This is a genomic window from Bacillus sp. JAS24-2 (genome assembly GCF_008274905.1).
In the GTDB taxonomy this organism is placed as follows: domain Bacteria; phylum Bacillota; class Bacilli; order Bacillales; family Bacillaceae_G; genus Bacillus_A; species Bacillus_A cereus.
In genome coordinates this window covers 1,724,010-1,738,946 of the sequence record NZ_CP031068.1, presented here as the reverse complement: position 1 = coordinate 1,738,946, position 14,937 = coordinate 1,724,010, and the positions used below count along the sequence as shown (strand labels likewise).

The following is a 14,937-nucleotide window of genomic DNA, read 5'->3' as shown; positions in this document are numbered from 1 at the left end:
AGCTTCTTTTTATCTGCCACCGACAATAAATTTAAAATCTGTATCGAGACTATCAAGAGATTTTGTTAATCCATGAACATGTATATTCCAGTTTCCTGTCATATTAATATACATACCTTCTGTTTCATATTCTCCTGGTGAAACTACTGAAACTTTAAATGAACCTTTTCCCATGTTCATATCTAATGATTGAGTCGTCAATATCATTTGTTCCATATCAGTAACAGGCTGTCCCTTTTCGTCCTTTAGTGTAATATGGAATTTATTTTGTCCTACCTTATTCGGACTTACATTTAGCGTAAGTTCATATCCATTATCTAATTGCTTACTCTCTGTAAATGGTCCAGTAGGAGGCATCGGTGGTGTTTGTACGTTTGTCATAAAAGCTACGATTACGAAAATGATAATTCCAATGACAAACTCTACTTTCACCGTAGCTCCTAATCCTTGCTGCGCTCTTATTCTCCCTTTCACATAATGAATAATTCCCAATATCCCCATGAAAATAAATAATAGTATCTTTGCTAATAAAGCCAATCCATACTTCGTATCAAATAACGAGTGGATTGTTGGAATAAAAAATGTACTATTAAAAAGGCCTGTTATTAAAATCACAATGACAGCACCTGTTGCCCACGGTGAAAAACGCTTAATCATATCCCAATACATATGCCACTTATTATCCTCTTTACATAAAAGAAGAATAATAGATGATAAACCACCAACCCATAATGAAGCTGCTAATAAATGTAGAAAATCCATAACGACAGCAATGTCTTTAAACTTTAAACCGTATGCGTGACTATTAAAGGCCTTCATAACAAGTAGCCCTATAAACAATAGTATTGGAATACTCCATACTTTAAACGACGAAAACTTCTCATGCTTCACCGCAAAATACGTAACAATTATAAGCGTACTAATGAGAACCATTTGAGTAATCCATACATAACCAAAAACAGAAAGCTGTAATGTTTCTTTTAATAGTAAAGGATTGAATGCTTCTAGCCATGAAACATCAGCATTTATTTTCGCTTGCAGTGGTAGATTGAATAACAAGCTAATCAATATCCCAAATAAAGAGATCCATATTATGTTCTTACTCCTTGATCGAACCGAGGTTGCATTCCCTTTATACATAATAAGATTAAAGAAGAGAACTCCTAAAAATAGCGAGAAACTCGCATATAAAATTCCACGTTCCATAATCATATCGATTTGCGGGACGTAGCCCATCTCTTCCACTTGTATATCGTCTGTTTCCGCTTCCGCTAATCCAACCCGGAACGGGATAACTCCTTGAATTGGATGTCCATCAGCTGAAATCACTTTCCACTGAATAGAGTAAAGACCATTTTTGAGATTGTCTTTTAATCCAGCTTCTAATAGCTTTTTATTTTTTTTATCAATATGAGCATCTTTTAAATCGACCCTTTTACCTGATGTATCTCTCACGTACAATGTATTAAAACTTGAAACTTGTATGTCCTCATCGAATTCGATTTTTACAACAGATGGTGCTTTCTTCAATGTTTCATTTTCAGTAGGGTTTGATTTCACAACGTACGCATGAGCAGATGCACTTTGCGGTATCAATATGATAAGCACACACACAAGTAATAGCCATGTCCCTAATCTTCTCATTACTTTCACACTCATTTCACTTCTTTCTTCCTCATTGCTCTATTTTCATTACTTTAACTTCCGAAGTTTGATTCTCGGGCGAAATATTAACCTGATTAAATATAAACTTCTATAAAGTATAACTCTTATTTCTCTTCCATCCCTAAACTTCTAATATAATAGTAACTATCACTATAGATACAACTTACATTTTTAAAGTCGATTGTTATTATATCATAAAATATATTTATGTAAGTTATCAAAGAAGAAAAGTTATCGTGAATCATTTGTGAAGAAAATGTGAAATACATAAATAAAAAGGTGTTACGTTATTGCGTAACACCTTTAAAAAAATATCCCTCTTCTATTTCTCTTCCGGATAATCACAATACTCGATAATCGTTCCTTCTGTATCCGCTGGGTTAAGATAAATTAACCTTCTACCATGCTTATTAATGCGTAGTGTATGCTCTAATGTCCGAATACCTTGTTCTTTTAACTCTTCTAGAGCCACATCTAAATCATCGACACGATACGCAACGTGATGAACACCTTTACCTTTTTGTTTAATAAAACGGGCAATTGGAGATGTCGTATTATTCGTCGGTGCAAGTAATTCAATTCTATCTCCAGCCACTTCAAGAATGGCTACTTCACTTTCCACACCAGGAGCTTCACTTACGTAACGATCTATTAAAGTTCCTAGTAACACATTTTCATAAAAACGTATCGTACTATCTATATCTCGAACTGCGATTCCGATATGATCAATTGTTTTTTTCATTTTATTTCCCCTACTACTTTATTTTTTCTCATTATTAATAGTAACAAAAAAAGCTATAGAAACAAGTCTATAACTTTTTTTATTTAACCTATTTTCTTATCCGCTCTAGTTGCTGGTTGAACTTGGTTTTTCACTTTTAAAATGCTAATGCCATATCCGATAAATCCACCGATAATCGCTGGGAAGATCCAGCCTAATCCTACTTCCTGCATCGGAAGGAATTTAGTGAACACTTGGCTTACTACTTCAATGTTAACTCCAGCTGCACTTAATCCATCAAATAAGCTGATGATAAATGTTACGATTAAGCTTACTTGATAAACTTCAGCTTTTCCTTTAAATAATGAATGGAAGAATGTTAAGAAAATCAATACGATTGCTAGTGGATAAATTGCTGTTAATACTGGAACAGAAACTGCGATCAATTGTGTTAATCCTACGTTTGCAACAATTGCACTAAATACACATAGCGTAATTGCAATTGCTTTGTAAGGAACATTTGGGAATAACTTATGGAAGAATGAAGAACATGCTGATACAAGTCCCACACTAGTTGTTAAACAAGCTACTGTAATCATTAATCCTAATAATACTCCGCCATATGATCCGAAATAGTAGTTAGAAACTTTCGCTAATACTTCTCCGCCGTTCTCTAAATGTCCAAGCTTTGCAACACTTGAAGCACCCATATAAGAAAGTGCTGTATAGATAATTGCTAAAATAGATGCTGCAATAATTGTCGCTTTTGCACAAACGACCATAATTTGTGTTTTCGTTTTCGCACCTTTTTCTTTAATAGCATTGATAATGATAATCCCGAATACAAATGATGCTAGCGTATCCATCGTTAAGTATCCTTCTTGGAATCCTTTAAAGAATGCATGTGATGTATAAGCTTCCACTGGTGCTTGCATATCTCCAATCGGATGTATAAAAGCAACGATTACTAAAATACCGATGAAAGTCAACTTAATTGGCGTTAAGATTTTTCCAACAATATCGACAATTTTCGCGGGATTTAGCGAAAAAAAACAAGTGATACTAAAGAATATAATTGTGAAAAGAATTAAAGGTGTAGAACCTACTCCTTCTGGCATAAACGGCTTAAGACCAATTTCATAAGAAACATTTCCTGTTCTTGGTATTGCAAATAACGGACCAATCGCTAAGTATAAAACTGTTGTAAACACAATCCCAAACACTGGGTGAGCACGACTAGCTAACGACTGCAAATCATCTTTACCTGAAAAACCAAATGCTAGTACACCTAGTAATGGTAATCCAACACCAGTTACTAAAAATCCAGCGTTAGCAATCCATACATTCTCTCCAGCTGATTGACCAAGCATCGCTGGAAAAATTAAATTTCCCGCTCCAAAAAATAGTGCAAATAACATTAATCCAATAACTACTATGAACGAAAACGGTACTTTATTCGCCATAATATAACCCCCATTCAAGTTTCCTTATCTCATTTTCCAATTTTAACTAATTGAATTTTCTGAATATTTAATTTAAGTATCAACTATTCTTGAATTCATTATAGTTTGCTATATAATATTTTGCAATACTATTTTCGAACTTTTCTTTTATTTTATAAATATACATTTTTTAACATGAAAAATAGACTAAAAAACCAACATGGTCATCCATGTTGGTTTTTCCATTTACTATCATGAATTAAAATTTTGCTGCTACTTTTTTAACGTTTTCTAGACCTTCTTCAACAATTTGTTGTGAACGATCTGGATATTGATTGTGTCCTTCAATTACAACTGTCTCTGGATTTGTAATTCCCCAGAATCCAAGTACAGTTGTTACGTAATTAACTGCCATTTCCATAGGAGCCATTTGTTCTGAAGAGTAATCTGAACCACGAGCACCTAACACAACTACTTTCTTACCACCAACTAAACCTTCTGGGCCATTTGCTGTATATTTAAACGTTTTTCCAGCTTGAGATAAGTATGAAATATATGTGATTAATGGTGCTGGTACTGTAAAGTTCCATAATGGGAATGCAAATACAACCTTATCAGCTTCTAAAAACTGATTTAAATATTGATTTACTGTAGCAACTGCCTTCTCCTCTTCAGCTGTTAACTCCATACCTTGGCTACGTTTATATCCACCTGAAATCGCGATATTTCCGTAATAAGGAAGATCTAATGCAAATAAATCTAATTCCGTAATTTCTGTATTTGGATTTGCTTCTTTATAAGTACTTACAAATGTTTCATACATTTTTGAACTAACTGCTTGCTCCGCTGGACGATCGTTTGCTTTTACAAATAATACTTTTGACATTTTTTTATTCCCCTCTACATTCTTATTTTCTTCTTTTTTACCAAATAATGAGCTAAATAGTCCCATTTTCTTCACCTAATCTTTCTTTTCATATTCATTATTCATCATCATAAAAATTCTTATTCTAAGAAAAAGTTCCAATAGATACCTTAAGTTACGCCGTTGCAACTTTTTGTTATTTAATTACCTTATGTAAGTGATTGTAATATAGCCACTTACTTTAGTCAAGTAACTTTTAATAAAAAATAAAATCTCGACTTAAAAATATTAAGCGAGATACAATTGAACACCAAATACATCTTTATTACTTGTATAATAAACTTAGAGAGGAAAATTCATATATAGAAAGGATTTATTCATGAGCACTATAGAAAAGATTCAAACTTTTATTATTCTTTTTGCTGTTACATGCGGCATCGTACTCGGACAATTTAATATGATACATACGTATTCAGACAAATTTATTGTCCCCTTCTTATTTTTCATGCTATATGGATTATTCCTCAGCATCCCATTAAAAGAAATAAAAAAAGGATTTCGCAATTTAAAATTTGCTGGAACAAGTCTTACTATTAACTTCTTATGGACACCTTTACTCGCTTGGGGGTTAGGGGCACTATTTCTTTCCGATCATCCAGCACTTTGGGTTGGATTTATAATGTTAATGGTTACTCCATGTACAGATTGGTACTTAATCTTTACTGAAATAGCGAAAGGTAATGTAGCACTTTCTACTGCAATTTTACCTGTAAATTTAATTTTGCAAGTACTGCTCCTTCCCATTTATTTATTTTTATTTGCTGGTGTCATGAAAACTGTAGCGGTTTCTGTTTTAGTAGAAAGTATTGTTATCGTAATCGTCTTACCATTTATACTTGCACACGCTACAAAATTCATTATGAATAAAATGAAAAAAGCTGAACCTCTCGAGAATAAACTCATTCCGTTTTTTAGCTCTGCTCAAATTGTATTTTTAAGTTTAGCAATAGTAGCGATGTTTGCATCACAAGGTAAATATTTACTACAAAATATGAATGTTGTTTTATTATTACTCGTTCCTGTTCTATTGTTCTTCATCATCAATTTTTTACTAGGACAATTTATCGGGCGCATGATGCATTTATCTTACAAAGATACAGTAAGTCTAAGCTTAACAACGTTAGCAAGAAACTCACCTGTTGCACTCGCTATCGCTGTAACCGCTTTTCCAGACGAACCTCTTATCGCACTTGCACTCGTTATTGGACCATTGATTGAGTTACCGGTACTAGCTTGTGTGTCACAAGTTTTGTTGCTTATTAAGAAAAAACGGCAATACGCATAATAAAAAACGTCCCATTTTGGGACGTTTTTTATTATGGAAAGATTACATACAACACTTATTTCTTATTTATCATTACAAATGAAATTACCGAAACTACAAACATAATACTACCAATTATAAAACGATGGGCTCTAAAAATTTTATATGTTATAGAGAATTAACCTTTCGTTACATTAACAGATCCTTTCTAATTAAAAATGATAGGAAACGTAAATATAACGAAAGCTGCCCAAAGTCCGTATATTGGCAAATACTTCGTAACGGCATCTTGGATAGCTTTTGGTCCTGATTTGTTTTGCAAGAAACGCATATAGGAAAACATAATCCAAATGAGATTTGCCCAAATCAGTACATTTACTCCTAAAACAGCAAGTCTATTAGGCGTAATCCCGTAAGAAGAAAGTCTGAATACTATGGCTGACAATGCGACAGTGTCAATAATAAGTGCCAGAACAATTAAGGAAAAATTTATATAATCTGAAATGTTCTTTTTCTCGTCCGAGTCACTTTCAACGATAGAAAATATAGTAACAGCCAATACACCAAGGAGTATTCCGTTGAAAGCCATTAGGAAATTGCGATCCAAGAACGGATTTTTCCCGACCCAAATTACCGTTATAAGATAGATAAGCAACGTGATCAGGACGAGAGGACTAAAAATTTTAGATATGTATGGTGTAATATTTTTAGCAAGCTTAAGATTCATTGATACTAAGTATGCAGCCACAATAGCGAGAGCCGCTGCTCCAAATAAAACAACATTACTAAAATAGAATTCTCCTATATCTAAGTCAACAAAGCTAAATAAACGCATGGTGAATATTGCTAGTATCATTCCGCTCACTGCCATGCTCCCGTAGAGAAGACAATATTCTAAATTAAATTTAATATAGGCTAATCTTGTACTGCCTTTTGAATATTCATTTCCTGTAAATGCAAGCCCTACTAAGACCCATAAAAATATAGGAAGATGTAAATAAGCAAGTATGGTACTGTCTTTATAATTTATTGGCAATGTATTAAGATACACCCCGGAAACTAGGAATAACGCTATAAGGGAATAAATAATACTTTTTTTCGGCTTATTATTGTAAACAAAATAAGCAGCAATAAAGGGAATTACACCAAAAGCCAAGTTTATTGGAGCAATTGCTTCCTGCTCAACAAAGTGGAAAATGATCCTGGTGCTTATGCCGGCCAAAATAGCTAAAAGGCCCATGAATAAGAAACCTTTTTGAAACAAAGATGTTTTTTCTTTATTTACTTTCTCCTTGAAATGCAACCTTTCATACCAAGCACCTAGAATTTGAGAATCAGGGTTTTGGGCCCATGCTTGTGAGAATGCTTTTTTAAAAGCTTTCGGATCTTTTCTATACATCTTCTCCAACTCATGGGGGTTATCCATATGTTTAACAATCAAATTGTTAATATTCATAGTTATACCTCCTCTAATTTTAAAAATAAGGTTGTTACCTTTTAACAAAAGCACCTCACTCATTTATTATGATTTTAATACAAAATTTATCGTTTTACAATAAAAAATTATTATTTAAAGGATTTTTTTTATTGTTAAATTTTATATAAAAGAAAAAACAAAAGAGCATGACAGTTTTATGTCATGCTCTTTTAACAAATTAATTCTCAAATACAAAATTAATCTTATTATCTTTCCACTCTAATTTCGCATCAAACGTTTTCTCGCCCTTTTTAAAACCTTTAATTAAATCAGTCTTTTCACCTTTTAAGAGCTTTGTCATATTCTTTTGCGAAATTGTTTTACTTAATATCTTCTTTGAAATGGTGAAATCACATTGCGTTGTATTATAGTTAGAACAACCGTAAAACGTTGACTTATCAATTACATCGCCATCACATTTTTTACAGCTACCAACCTTTTTACCCGTTGTAAATTTCGATCCTTTTCGTTCAATCGATTCAACATGTAGTCCCGTGAAATCCCACTTCTCAGACATTTCCACTGCGTCTTCAATAATTTTAGCTGATAGCTTTTTCGTCTGTTCCATAAATGTAGCTGGTGAAGCTGTACCTTCACCAATTTCCGCAAGACGTTGTTCCCATTTCGCAGTCATTTCCGGTGAAGCTAGTATTTTGTCACCAATTGCGGTAATTAATACTTTTCCTTTATCAGTCGCATACACTTGGTTTTTCTTTACATCTATATATTTACGGTCCTTCAGCATCGTAATAATACCCGCGCGGGTCGCTTCCGTACCTAAACCTTCTGTTTTCTTCAATACCTTCTCTAGCTCTTCATTCTCTAAATACTTACCGGCTGTTTTCATTAACGTAATAAGTTGTCCTTCTGTATAACGCTTCGGTGGCTGTGTTTTTCCTTCTTTCACTTTCACCTTTACAACTTTTCCTTCTTCACCTTCAGCTACAATTGGAAGAATGGTTTCGTCATCTTTATCGTCTTGGAAAATAACTTTACGCCAACCTTCTTGAATTTGCTGTTTTCCTTTTGAAATGAATTCAGCACGTTCATCTACAAGCGTTACAATCGTTGTATAGTCAAAGATTGCAACTTCATAATGAGCTGCAATAAGCCTTCTTACGATCATATCGTATATTTTCTTTTCATCACCTGATAGTCTGCTTGGGTTTGTAACTTGCTCTGTCGGAATAATCGCGTAGTGATCTGTTACTTTCTTTTCATTTACATAACGCTTATTGTTCATAATGGATTCAACCGGAGCCGGTAATAAACCTTTATATTCATCAAACTGACTTAACTTCTGTAAAATATCAGGGAAAGTCGCTGCTTCTCCTTGAGTAACATAGTTAGAATCTGAACGTGGATAAGAAACAATCCCTTTTTGATAGAGTGCTTGCGTTATATCAAGCGTCTTTTTCGGTGAAAACTTAAAGGCTTTATTTGCCGTTGCTTGCAGTGATGATAAGTTGAATAAAAGCGGCGGCTGAAACTCTTTACGCTCCGTTTTCATTTCCTTCACAACAGTCGGTTTCCCTTGGCAAAATGCCGCAATTTTATTCGCCATATCAGGGTCTTTTAAGCGGGATTCATTATCCTTCTCCCATTTCCCGTCATATTTCTTTCCTTCTATATTAAAGGTTGCAAACACTTCCCAGAAAGGCTCTGACTTAAAGTTTTCAATTTCTTTCTCACGCTTTACAATCAATGCTAACGTTGGTGTTTGGACACGACCAGCAGAAAATACATCATTCATTCCTTTTTTCTTTAACAAAATACTAAACACACGTGATGCATTCATGCCAACAACCCAGTCAGCACAAGATCTTGTGTATGCTTCGTAATACGTATTAATTGTATCTGATTCATCAAGTAAATTTTTAAACCCTTGATAAATAGCTTGCTTCGTTAAAGACGAAATCCATAGACGCTTCATAGGCTTTTGCACATTACAAAGATTAATAATATTTCGTACGATTAGTTCCCCTTCACGACCAGCATCGCCTGCGTGAATAATTTCTGTTACCTGTGGATTATGTAACAGCTGTTTCACAACGTTAAATTGCTTATACTTTGACTTTGTTACTTCAAATTGAAAACGCTCTGGAATCATCGGTAATGTATTAAGTGACCATTTTTTCCACTCTGCGTGATAATGCTCTGGATTACATAACTGCGTCAAATGACCAATTGCCCATGTACAGTACGCTCCATTTGGAAATAACTCATTCGCTTCTACCTCTAAATATCCATCTTTCCGGCGATATTTAAACTGTGAAACAAGAGCCAACCCTTGATCTGGTTTCTCGGCAATAATTAATTTCATTTTATAACTCCCTATCTGTATTCCAGTGTTACTTTCATTGTCTATATGTTTAGAAGCGATGATAAAACAACAATCTTATTTATCATTCGCGGTTTGTCTCGCAAATGGGAGACCTATAATATTATACGCTTATTCTTTATGGCTTCACAATAGAAACTCATAATATAACAATTTCTTTCACATGCTTACAATTAAAAAAGACGCCCTAAAAAATCAAGCGTTCCTTTGCTTACATCTATGAAATTGTGCAGATAATATGCAGATATAAATTATCATAAGTACACATATGATGAAATGAACGATAGGACAAGGAGGTATCATAATGTTTGCTTATACGTTAACTACCTTAACACTTTGCTGTACCTCAATTCTTATTGTATCCAATATTTCTAAACGTAAGGGTACCCTAATGGAGTATATGGTATTTATTATGTCTTTTAGTATGAGTATCGGTTTAAGTATTGGTTTTTATTTAGGCATTCTCTTTAAGGGGGAATTACTATATTCTACTTTACTTGCTATTTTAATTAGTGGTTTTATCGGTTTTTAGTGGGTCTACGTTTTCACCTATATACTGCTTTAGAAGGAATGTTCTCTGGATTAATGGCAAGTATGATGGGAGCAATGATTACAGAAATGTTAAACGCTCAACAAGCTCATAGTATATTGTTCATTAGCCTTTTACTTACTATAACGATTACTATGTCCTGTGTGATTCAATTGTTATCGGAGAACTTTTCTACTTTTATCCAACGTCGTTTTTTGTTATTCCTTTCAATTAGTGTAGTAATTATCGTTGCCGTATTCGCGACATTCCCAGATCATACTCCTGCACCTTCACCTTCACCTTCACCTTCACCTGGGCATAATCAACATATACATTAGTACTTGCAACAAAAATGAATAAGCAGCTATCCATAGGATAACTGCTTCCTATTATTCTGGCTTATTAGGAATGTTTTGGTTTGGAACATAGTCAGATTTATAATCTGTATAGTTCACTTCCGTTACCATCCCTGCTGAAGCATGATGTAGGTCGTGACAGTGGAACATCCACTCACCGGGATTGTCTGCTACAAAGGCTACTTCATATTCTTCTCCTGGTTTTAAGTTCAATGTATCTTTTACAATTGGAGAACCTTCTATCGGTTTTCCATCTTTACTCAACACCTGGAAGAAGTGACCATGTAAATGCATTGGGTGATCATCCATTTTAGAACGATTTACCAATTTCACTTTTACTAAATCACCCTTTTTCACTTGAATTGGGTCAATATCCGGAAATACCTTTCCGTTAATTGTATATACCATTTCATTTTCATTCATTTGCGTATTTAAGTCCATATTATATGTGGCAGTATACTCTTGATTTAACGTGAAACTACCTAATTTTTTAGCACCATATTTCGTCATATCTAATTTCGCTAATTTTCCCTTTTCATCTGCTTTATCTTTCATCTCTTTGCTGCCATCATACTCAATAACAGCTTTCATTCCTTTTGCACCTTTATTTTTTGAATGGTCCTCAACATACCACTTCCCAGGATTATTAGCAGTAAATTCAATATCATAACGTTCACCCGGTGCGATTGAAATTACTTTATCCTTTATAACTTTTGGATTGTTTATTGGTTGACCATCTGTCGCAATTACTTTTATATCATGACCGTGAACATGTATATCATGTGATAGATAACCAGCATTAACAAGTCGAAGACGAACTTTATCTCCCTTATTCACTTTCAATGGCACTACTAAATCACCGCTTTTTCCATTGATTGTGAATAAATCATACATACTCATATCATGACCTTCCATCTTCATATTTCCATGGTCCATTCCTGCCATATTGCCAGAGTCTTTTTGATCACTGCCCATGTCCATACCAGAATGATCCATGCCGTTCTTATCATCATTCTTTTTCGTATTTTCATCACCTTTAGATTTATTACCTATTTGCCCTTTTGTCATTTCTTTTAACTGCTTTTTAATTTCTTCTTTATCTGTAACCCATTCATCCAACAGTAATGTGTAATCTTTATCATATTTTTCCTTTGTATCCTCTACAATGAGCGCTCCATACAAACCTCTATCTAATTGATTTACAGAATCTTGATGCGAGTGATACCAGTACGTTCCTGGTACGTTCGCTTCAAATTCGTAAGTAAAACTTTTTCCTGGTTCAACTGCATCTTGTGTCACGCCCGGAATTCCATCCATGTTATTTGGGACAGGATATCCATGCCAATGAATAGATACTGGTGCAGATAATTCATTTTTTAATGTCACTTTCACCTTTTCACCTTTTTTCACCCGAATTTCTGGACCAGGAGATGAGCCATTAAATGTCCAGACTGGAACAATAACACCGTTACTTAATTTTTGCTTTTCTTCTTTCGCTATTAAAGTAACTTCTGGCCCTTTTTCAACCTTCAATGGTGTTGTAGCTGTTTCAGTCTGTAGTGTTTTGTTATCATTCATATTTTTATGATCATTTGTTGTATTTGTCGTCACAGAACAGGCAGCAATTAAAAATATTACAGAGACAGTAACGGCTGCTAATACAAATCGCTTCATGGACAATCCCTCCTTATTCTTTTTCAAAATCATTATAGAAGTTGATTTTCAAGAAAATAAGGAGATGTAATTAGATCTTACGTAAGCTAATTGGAAAATTACTAAAAGCGGAGACATTACAAGAGACGAATATTTTAGTAATACAAAATGCTTTCCTTGTAGCGACTATATTAGCCGTTCTCGTATTTGTTTTGACGTTATTTCTTAAGAAACAATAACACTGCTATTATTAAATAAGAAAAATGTAGCTAAAATGCTCTTCACAAAAGAACTTAGATTTTTGTATAATAAGAACTAATGTTCCTCACAGACAATGGACTCAAATTACACAAATATATCAAATAGAAGAGGATTGATATACGATGAAAATTGATAGACCAAAAATTTCACCAGAGTTATCTTCAAAGAATTTTCAAGATATTTTTTATGAAGAAGATCCAACATTGGAAGTGTGTGAAATTATAGACTCCACTTTCGAAAATGAATCTGTAGATAGAGTGCGGTTATATGATGCGGTGATAAAAAACTGTAAGTTTACTAATACAGACTTTAGCAATATTGATATTACAGATGTTTGTTTTGAAAACTGTGATTTATCAAATGTTAATTTAAGCAATTCTTCTGTTCACAGAGTCGAATTTAAAAACAGTAAATTAATCGGAGTAAATTTCACAGGATCTAGCTTAGGAAATGTTAAATTTGAGAATTCAATTTTGAATTTAGCGGCATTTGGAAATTCTAAACTAGAAAAAATCATCTTCAATGAAACTTCATTAAATAATGCAGATTTTTTTGACTGTAAACTTAAAAAAGTTGAATTCCAATTATGTAGTCTTGATGAAGCTAATTTTGATCAGACATCACTGAAGGGGATAGATATTAGTTCTTCTACCTTTGATACACTTACAGTTTCAGTGAACGATTTAAGAGGATGTAAAGTATCGACATATCAAGCTGTTCAGTTTGCTACTTTATTAGGATTAATAATTAAAGATTAGTATTTCGAAGAAAAGAACCCTATCCCGAATCATGGATTTTTTAATTGTCCACGATTCGAGATAAAGTTCAAATAAATTAGTGATGACTCTTTTATTATTTAACTACAGCTTGGTTTCCTTTTACATGTTCATTATTTACACTCATAAATTCTTCAATTTCTTCAACTTCCCTAATGATATCTTTTGACAAGTTTTCATACCCGTCTTTCGTTACAAGAATGTCATCTTCAATACGAATTCCAATTGATTCTCCTTCAATATAAAGACCAGGTTCAATTGTTATAACCATACCTTCTTCTAACACTCTATCCTTATATGTTCCTACATCATGTGTATCTAAACCAAGGAAATGGCTGACACCATGATAATAGTATTTTGATAACTCTTCATCTTCTTGAATTAAACCAATTGCTTTACACTCTTCTGCCAGTACCTTTTTTGTATGCTCATTTAATGCAGCGAACTTTAATCCTGGCTTAATAATCTCTGTTGTTTCTTTTAATGCTTTTAATACAATATTATAAATTTGTTTTTGGCGACTAGAGAATGTTCCATTTGCCGGGAATGTATAACTAATATCAGCGTTATAGTAGTCTTTTTGAGCACCTAAATCTAGTAATACTAAGTCACCATTTTGAATTTGTGCATCATTATCTTCATAATGAAGAACTGTAGCATTTTTCCCACTCGCCAAAATTGTATTGAACGCATGGTACTTAATGCCAGATGACTTCAGTGTAAAATCAAATTGTGCTTCTAATTCATACTCCATCATGCCTGCTTTTGCATGCTTAAGTACGTTGTAAATACCGTCTTTCGTTATAGCAATCGCTTCTTTAATAATTTCAATTTCTTCCTCTGTTTTAAATACTCGTAATTCACAAATGTTCGGATATACATTACCAATTGTTACGTGTGGGTATTTTTCTCTTACATGTTTAGCAAATGCTAATGTTTTTGTCTCCGTACCATTCCAATCACGACGTTCTATATCTAAATATAGATGCTTCGCATTTTCTGTAAAAAGTATATTTGACATTGTCTTTTCAAAGCTATCTAAATATATAACTTTCTTTATACCTGAAATTTTCTCTGCTTCTTCGTTAGAAACTGTTTTACCGACCCATTTTTCCATTACTGGATCTGCCTTTTCAATGAAAAGTGTTTCTTCAACACTACTTCCAACCTTTTTCAGCATAAAAATAACATTTGGTTCATCGATTCCCGTTAAGTAGTAAAAATTACGATTCGGTACAAATTTATAATGTGCATCAGCTGACATATGCGGTGCTTGTCCCGCAAATAAAATCGTAATAGATCCCTCTGGTAATGTGTTTGCAAATCGTTCTCTATTTTGAGCAAAAAATGTTGATTTCATGATAATCCCCCTAGCGTTCTATGTATGATTAAAAAACTAATGATCTAATCAATTCATTTTATTATTGTTACAATTTTTCGTCAATTAATAGTACTCATAGAAAAAGGAAAATCCCCCCTTACTAGTGCCCATCTAATCTACATTATGCATACCACTCCACAATTTCT

General features: G+C 33.6%; 10 protein-coding genes and 1 pseudogene. 3 read left to right on the top strand and 8 right to left on the bottom strand.

Annotated features, from left to right (window positions below; all coding sequences use genetic code 11):
- Positions 1–9: 9 nt before the first annotated feature.
- The 4 genes from DN407_RS09120 to DN407_RS09100 form a co-directional block, all read right to left on the bottom strand.
- Positions 10–1,659: a copper resistance CopC/CopD family protein gene (locus DN407_RS09120; RefSeq protein ID WP_149216186.1), complete on the bottom strand. Its 1,650-nt coding sequence runs from the start codon at positions 1,657–1,659 to the stop codon at positions 10–12.
- A 328-nt stretch (positions 1,660–1,987) separates the two neighbouring features.
- Positions 1,988–2,407, bottom strand: coding sequence for a VOC family protein (locus DN407_RS09110; protein WP_000750846.1), 420 nt, complete (start codon positions 2,405–2,407; stop codon positions 1,988–1,990).
- Between the two features lie 83 nt (positions 2,408–2,490).
- Positions 2,491–3,849 (bottom strand): branched-chain amino acid transport system II carrier protein, encoded by a 1,359-nt coding sequence (gene brnQ, locus DN407_RS09105; protein ID WP_001284781.1) that lies wholly within the window; start codon positions 3,847–3,849, stop codon positions 2,491–2,493.
- A gap of 238 nt (positions 3,850–4,087) precedes the next feature.
- The gene (locus tag DN407_RS09100; RefSeq protein WP_149216185.1) at positions 4,088–4,780 is read right to left on the bottom strand and encodes an FMN-dependent NADH-azoreductase; all 693 of its coding nucleotides are present in this window, start codon (positions 4,778–4,780) and stop codon (positions 4,088–4,090) included.
- Positions 4,781–5,072: 292 nt separating this feature from the next.
- On the opposite strand from DN407_RS09100, the gene DN407_RS09095 reads away from it, so the two are divergent.
- Entirely contained in the window at positions 5,073–6,038 is a 966-nt protein-coding gene (locus tag DN407_RS09095) for an arsenic resistance protein (protein WP_000103805.1), read from the top strand.
- A gap of 187 nt (positions 6,039–6,225) precedes the next feature.
- Here DN407_RS09095 and DN407_RS09090 read toward each other — a convergent pair whose 3' ends face one another.
- Both DN407_RS09090 and topB read right to left on the bottom strand, forming a co-directional pair.
- Complete coding sequence (locus tag DN407_RS09090; protein ID WP_001024706.1) at positions 6,226–7,473, bottom strand: DUF4153 domain-containing protein; 1,248 nt, start codon at positions 7,471–7,473, stop codon at positions 6,226–6,228.
- A gap of 199 nt (positions 7,474–7,672) precedes the next feature.
- The gene (gene topB / locus DN407_RS09085) at positions 7,673–9,817 is read right to left on the bottom strand and encodes a DNA topoisomerase III (RefSeq protein ID WP_149216184.1); all 2,145 of its coding nucleotides are present in this window, start codon (positions 9,815–9,817) and stop codon (positions 7,673–7,675) included.
- Between the two features lie 322 nt (positions 9,818–10,139).
- On the opposite strand from topB, the pseudogene DN407_RS09075 reads away from it, so the two are divergent.
- Positions 10,140–10,702, top strand: a pseudogene (locus DN407_RS09075) (hypothetical protein).
- A 51-nt stretch (positions 10,703–10,753) separates the two neighbouring features.
- Here DN407_RS09075 and DN407_RS09070 read toward each other — a convergent pair.
- On the bottom strand, positions 10,754–12,394 hold the full coding sequence (locus tag DN407_RS09070; RefSeq protein ID WP_098280981.1) for a multicopper oxidase family protein: 1,641 nt from the start codon (positions 12,392–12,394) through the stop codon (positions 10,754–10,756).
- A 362-nt stretch (positions 12,395–12,756) separates the two neighbouring features.
- Here DN407_RS09070 and DN407_RS09065 point away from each other — a divergent pair, with 362 nt between their 5' ends.
- Positions 12,757–13,392, top strand: coding sequence for a pentapeptide repeat-containing protein (locus DN407_RS09065; protein ID WP_000687273.1), 636 nt, complete (start codon positions 12,757–12,759; stop codon positions 13,390–13,392).
- Between the two features lie 94 nt (positions 13,393–13,486).
- On the opposite strand, the gene DN407_RS09060 is transcribed toward DN407_RS09065, so the two are convergent.
- Positions 13,487–14,770 carry an aminopeptidase P family protein gene (locus DN407_RS09060; protein WP_149216183.1) on the bottom strand — a complete coding sequence of 428 codons (1,284 nt, stop codon included), beginning with the start codon at positions 14,768–14,770 and terminating at the stop codon, positions 13,487–13,489.
- Positions 14,771–14,937: the final 167 nt, after the last annotated feature.